This is a genomic window from Candidatus Hepatincolaceae symbiont of Strigamia maritima, from assembly GCF_055505085.1.
Genome location: NZ_DBKDTU010000205.1, coordinates 1 through 6,012, shown reverse-complemented (window position 1 = coordinate 6,012; position 6,012 = coordinate 1). Strand labels below are relative to the sequence as shown.

6 protein-coding genes are annotated in these 6,012 nt (G+C 29.7%); all 6 read right to left on the bottom strand.

The window, feature by feature from the left end; all coding sequences use genetic code 11:
* Positions 1-222 (bottom strand): hypothetical protein (locus tag ACQCX0_RS05635; protein WP_462563193.1); only part of this gene is annotated, 222 nt, incomplete at its 3' end.
* Positions 223-1,296: a peptide chain release factor 1 gene (gene prfA / locus ACQCX0_RS05630; RefSeq protein WP_462563192.1), complete on the bottom strand. Its 1,074-nt coding sequence runs from the start codon at positions 1,294-1,296 to the stop codon at positions 223-225.
* Positions 1,297-1,304: 8 nt separating this feature from the next.
* A complete protein-coding gene (gene hisS, locus ACQCX0_RS05625) occupies positions 1,305-2,549 on the bottom strand; it encodes a histidine--tRNA ligase (protein ID WP_462563191.1) in 1,245 nt (414 codons plus the stop codon).
* Positions 2,527-3,645, bottom strand: a complete 1,119-nt coding sequence (gene ispG / locus ACQCX0_RS05620) for a flavodoxin-dependent (E)-4-hydroxy-3-methylbut-2-enyl-diphosphate synthase (RefSeq protein ID WP_462563190.1) — start codon at positions 3,643-3,645, stop codon at positions 2,527-2,529. Before ispG ends, hisS begins: the two co-directional genes overlap by 23 nt.
* 64 nt (positions 3,646-3,709) lie before the next feature.
* Positions 3,710-4,702, bottom strand: a complete 993-nt coding sequence (locus ACQCX0_RS05615; protein WP_462563189.1) for a helix-turn-helix domain-containing protein — start codon at positions 4,700-4,702, stop codon at positions 3,710-3,712.
* 32 nt (positions 4,703-4,734) lie between these two features.
* Positions 4,735-5,745 carry an NAD(P)H-dependent flavin oxidoreductase gene (locus tag ACQCX0_RS05610; RefSeq protein WP_462563188.1) on the bottom strand — a complete coding sequence of 337 codons (1,011 nt, stop codon included), beginning with the start codon at positions 5,743-5,745 and terminating at the stop codon, positions 4,735-4,737.
* Positions 5,746-6,012 lie beyond the last annotated feature (267 nt).

Genomic DNA, 6,012 nt, shown 5'->3' with positions numbered 1-6,012 from the left:
TAAAATATAAGCCAAGGGCTCTCCCCTTAAATATCTAACTTGATATTCTATAATTTTCTTTAACTGCTCTTTGGAAATAATTAAGGTTTTATCTAAAATAAAATTTATATCACTTATTTTTAGTATATCTTTTAGGATAGCATTAGCGGTGATATGGGCATTATTACCATCTATAACTCGTAAATTGTTAATTAAACAATTTAGTATTTCTTGTAAAATCATCTAAGATTTTTCTATTAATTTTTCTGCTTCATCAATTGAAATTATTGCTTCTATCATTTCATCAAGCTCTCCTTCCATAAAAGAATCTAATTTATACAATGTAAGATTAATTCTATGATCGCTAACCCTACCTTGTGGATAATTATAAGTTCTGATTCTCTCAGACCTATCTCCACTGCCTACTTGATGTTTTCTAGATTCAGAACGCTTAGTATCAATTTTTCGTTTTTCATTTTCATATAATTTAGCCATTAGAATCTTCATGGCTTTAGCTCGATTCTTATGTTGAGATTTTTCATCCTGCTGAGTAACCACAATCCCAGTAGGAACATGAGTAATTCTAACTGCACTATCAGTAGTATTAACATGCTGTCCTCCTGCACCAGAGGCTCTATATACATCAATTCTTATATCTTTTTCGTCAATTTTTATATCAATATCTGCAACCTCCGGAAGTACAGCTACAGTAGCAGCAGAGGTATGCACTCTACCGTTACTTTCTGTATCAGGAATTCTTTGTACTCTATGCACACCGGATTCGTATTTTAATTTGGCATAAACACCTCTACCAATAATTGAGGCAATAATTTCTTTATAACCTCCTTTACCAGTTTCATGACTGCTTAATATCTCTGTTTTCCATCTTTTTGTATCTGCATACCTATGATACATTCTGAATAAATTTCCTGCAAAAAGAGCTGCTTCTTCACCACCAGTTCCAGCTCTTATTTCTAATATAGCATTCTTATCATCATCTTTATCCTTAGATAGTAATGCTATCTTTATTTCATAACTTAACTTATCTATATTATCTCTTAAATTAGGAATCTCTTCTTTAGCTAAGATTTTTAAATCTATATCGCTAGTTTTATCTTCAACAATTAATTCTAACTCTTTTAGATTTTTTTCTAAATTTTCTAAATTTTTAATTAAAGCTACAATAGGTTCTAGTATTGAATATTCTTTAGATAAAGACACAAATTCTGTTCCTAATACTAAAGCTCCTTGTGCTAGTTTTTCTGATAATAAATCATACTTCTTAATTAATAAATTTAAATTATCTGTAAAACTCATTTTGTACCTTAATTTAATTCTTTTTGAAAAAAAGAAAGAAGTTCTGTTTCTTTAATTATTGATTCAGAGAAAGTATTTAGATTTTTTATAGTAAGATAATTATTGGAATACTCATTTTCCCCTATAATTACTGCAAAAACAGCTCTCTGCTTATTAGCTTGTTTAAACTGTTTTGATAAATTATCACCTAAAATCATTTCAGTAATGATTTTGTGTTTTCTAAGTTTTTCGGCAAGAGAGTAGGCATAAAAATTAAATTGCACATCAGTTGTAAGAATAGCAATTTTACTAGTTATAGCAGAAAAACTACCAGTACTGAGAATTAAACGCTCAATCCCTGTAGCAAATCCTACTGCTTTAGTTGGGGGACCCCCCATATTTTGTATTAAAGAATCATACCTACCTCCAGCCAAGAGAGTATTTTGTGTACCTAAATCTATATTTATAAATTCAAATACTATATTATTATAGTAATCTAATCCTCTCACTAATTTATCGTCAATCTTAAATGGTACCTTTAAATCAGTCAGATATTTTTGTAGAATTTCAAAATCTGCTAAATCTTTTTCTTCTAAAAAACTCAGTAAGGAGGGAACTTCTTTAATAATATCTTTATCTTTAGAATCTTTAGAATCTAAAATTCTTAACGGATTAGTATGTATCCTCTCTTTACTATCTTCTGAGAGTTCATTTTGATATTTTTTCAAATATGCAAGTAATACTTTTTTATACTGTATCCTATTTTCTGCACTACCTAAATTATTAATTAATAAACTATAATTTGTAATACCAAGTTGTTGTAATAATTTATTACCTAATGAAATAATCTCAAAATCATGAAAAATACTATTAGCTCCCAAATGTTCAACTCCAAACTGATAAAATTGCCGCTGTCTACCAATTTGTGGTCTTTCATATCTAAACATAGGACCAAAATAAGAAAATTTTAGAGGCAACAAATGAGTTAAAGAATTGGAAAGAATTGCTCGCACCACAGATGCGGTTCCCTCAGGTCTTAGAGCTAGTTTTTCTCCTCCTCTATCTTCAAAAAGATACATTTCTTTATTTATTATATCTGTATTATTACCAACATTTCTAATAAATAAAGAAGCAAATTCAAAAATTGGCGTAATAATTTCTGAGAATCCATATAAAGATGCTAACTTCTTAGCGGTATTCTCGATATATCTAAATTTTTCTGCTTCTTCTTTAATTAAATCCTTAGTTCCTCTAACCAGTCGATAACTTTGCATTTTGATTACTTATATTATCCTTCTTTACATATTCTGTTACTAAATTAACCACATGATCAATTAAATTATCATTATCTATAGTATGGTCTTTTTTACCATCAATATATACCATATTTTCTCTGATTGATATTCCAACAATGCCAATATTTACATGTGCTGCTTCACCAATACCGTTAACAACACAGCCTAAAATGGAAAGAGTAATTGGTGTGTTAATATGAGACAATCTATCCTCAATTGTACTAACTGCTTTAATTACATCAAATCCCTGACGTGCACAAGATGGGCATGAAATTATTCTAACCCCTTTATTTCTAATATCTAGGGATTTTAATAAATCAAATCCTACTTTTATTTCCTCTACAGGATCTGCGGAAAGAGAAACTCTTATAGTATCTCCTATTCCTGCCCATAATAATGAACCGGTACCTAAAGCAGATAATACTGTACCAGATCTAAGAGAACCGGCTTCTGTAATTCCTAAATGCAACGGATATTCACATACTTCTGATAATTTTTTATAGGAATCTACTGCTAAAAAAAGATTAGAAGCCTTAACACTAATTTTAAAATTATGAAAATCAAGATCCTGTAAAATTTTAGCATGATTCATAGCACTTTCAACCATAGCATCAGGATTAGGCTCCTTATATTTTTCTAAAAGTTTTCTCTCTAAAGAACCAGCATTCACACCAATTCTGATAGAACAATTATGATCTTGTGCTGCCTTAACAACCTCTCTTACATTATTAATTGAGCCAACATTCCCAGGATTAAATCTTAAACATGCAGCTCCAGCTTTAGCAGATTTTATTGCCAACACATGATGAAAATGAACGTCTGATATAATAGGAACTTTTGAGGCTTTTACAATCTCTTTTAAAGCTTCTGTTGATTCTACACTAGGACAAGATACCCTTACAATATCAGCTCCTACATCTTCTAATCTTCTAATCTGCTCAACAGTAGCCTTAACATCTTCTGTTATTGTATTAGTCATTGATTGTACAGTAATAGGGTTATCTCCCCCAACTAATATCTTACCGACATTAACCACTCTAGTTTTTCTTCTTTTTATATTATGCTTGTAATACATATCATACCCCCCCCATTGTACTTTTACTAATAATAATTAATTAGATTCTAACTATGATTATAAGTTAATTAGTAATTTTTTTCAATAATTCTTCTTTTTCTAGCAAAATATCTCGCATTACCAGATTAGATCCGGTTTTTATAGCAGGTATTTCTTTGTTATTAATAATAAAAGTAACATTTTTATAATTACCTATAGTTGCTACTAAGTTTTCTATTCCTGGTATTTCAAGTTTATCTCCTCTTTTAAAGATTCTATCTAAATAAACATCTTTAGTTTGTGAATTATAAATTTGTACCCATGTATCTCCTGAAAAAATAATATTTACTTCTCTTGGTTTAGTATCAGGAGGCCATTTACTAATAATAGGGTGAATAAACTTTTTAGTTTCTTCTTCCATATTATTTCTTTGATTAATTTTTAATACATCCTGTATACGTTCTTTGGCTTCGGCAACTTTGTTTTCATTATTCACCACAATAAAATCATCTGCAGATATATTATTATCTTCAATAAGCTGAACAGGAGTACTTACTAATTCTTCTTTATTAGTAAACCAATATTTTTTAAATAATAAGAATACTAAAGATATTACACATAATACTAAAACAATTATTATTATACTTAGGGCTTTCTTAAAGCTTTGAATTTTTTGTACAGTATTATTTTGAGATTCTTCAAAAATATTATCATTTTCGTAGTGAGTATGAAATATTTTTTCCGCTATACTCACAGACTGATTACTACTAGAAGTATGTTTAGCTTTATTCGACAAAACAACCCCCTCTTTAAATGGCTGTGCAAATGCATAGGTTTTATCAAGTTTATCAACTAAAATAGTGGAATCTAAATTTAAAAAGTTAGCATATTTTCGTAAGTACCCTAAGGTATATGTTCTCTCAGGTAGAACTTCATAATCATCTTTTTCTAATGCATCGATATAATTTAAACGCAGTCTAGTTGATTGTACTACATTAGTTATAGTTAACCCCTGTGCCAACCTAGCATTTTTTAAAGTTTGCCCTATAGTTATTGCTTTTGTATTATTTTCATTCATCTTTCTTACCCGTAAAATTTATTTTAACATTTTTAGGCTTTATTGTCTAAGAATTCCTCAGCTGCTATAATTAAATTTTGAATTATAGTTTTGATTGGTAATTTTTTTTTGCACATTCCTACACTTTGACCTGCCATTAAAGACCCATATTCAATATCCCCATCAATTACAGCTCTTCTTAGAGCTCCAGCCCAATAATGTTCTATTTTTAGTTGTGCTTCTTCTTTAGTTACTTTATGTGATTTAAAGTCCTTAATAACCTCATATTGTAAGCTAATAAAATCTTGAGAACCTTTATTATTAATAGCTCTTACAGGAATTACAGGAAAGTCAGAGTCTATTTGTACAGTTGAAATAGCATCTCTAGCATTAGCTCTAAGAAAGGCATCCTTAAAATTATCATGAGCTACACATTCTTCTGAACATACTAATATAGTTCCTACTTGTACACCTGCTGCACCCTGTAATAAATAAGAAGCAGTCATTTCACCAGTAGCAATACCTCCTGCTACAAAAACCGGAACATCATTAATATAAGGTAAAACTTCCTGAACTAATACAGAAGTAGAAACCGGACCTATGTGTCCACCTGCCTCATTTCCCTCTATAATAATTGCTTTAACTTTATTTCTAATCATTCTTTTTGCTAATGCTAAATTCGGAGAAAAAGCCATAGTTTGAATATTATGAGAATCCAATCTATCTAGAACTTCACTATTAGGAATCCCACCGGCTAGGATAACATGTGATACTTTTTGTTGTATACAAACTCCTATTAAATCTTTAAGATCAGGATGCATCACAATTAAATTCACCCCAAAATTCTTATTAGTTTTCTCCTGAGTTTTCTTTATCTCACTCTCCAACGTCTTAGCATCCATAGCTCCTGCGGCTAAAACTCCAAACCCTCCTGCATTTGACATATTAGATACTAAATTACTTTCAGAAATCCAAGACATTGCCCCACCTAATATAGCATAATCTACTCCTAAAAATTGTTTTCCTCGTTCCCATAATTTCTCCAATTTATTAGTTTTTTGCATTCCTACTAACCTTTTTCTTTTATTTTGTAATATTTTTATGTGCTTAAGTTATATGCTTCATGTAAATCAGCAGCTAATTTATTTACTTTATCTTGTTCTATAATAATACTTATTCTTATTTCAGATTTCATTATATTATTGATAATGATATTATTTTTATGAATAATTTCAAACATTTTTTGTAAAATTTCTGAATTATCTTTAATGCCAATTCCAATAATCGATAACTTAGCAATATTTAGATCGGAAGAGCGGTTCAGCAGGAAT

What these genes read in the sequence shown, in the direction of transcription:
- hisS (WP_462563191.1), bottom strand. Translation starts at nt 2,549, where the DNA reads ATGCAAAGTTATCGACTGGTTAGAGGAACTAAGGATTTAATTAAAGAA.
- ACQCX0_RS05615 (WP_462563189.1), bottom strand. Translation starts at nt 4,702, where the DNA reads ATGAATGAAAATAATACAAAAGCAATAACTATAGGGCAAACTTTAAAA.
- ispG (WP_462563190.1), bottom strand. Translation starts at nt 3,645, where the DNA reads ATGTATTACAAGCATAATATAAAAAGAAGAAAAACTAGAGTGGTTAAT.
- ACQCX0_RS05610 (WP_462563188.1), bottom strand. Translation starts at nt 5,745, where the DNA reads ATGCAAAAAACTAATAAATTGGAGAAATTATGGGAACGAGGAAAACAA.
- prfA (WP_462563192.1), bottom strand. Translation starts at nt 1,296, where the DNA reads ATGAGTTTTACAGATAATTTAAATTTATTAATTAAGAAGTATGATTTA.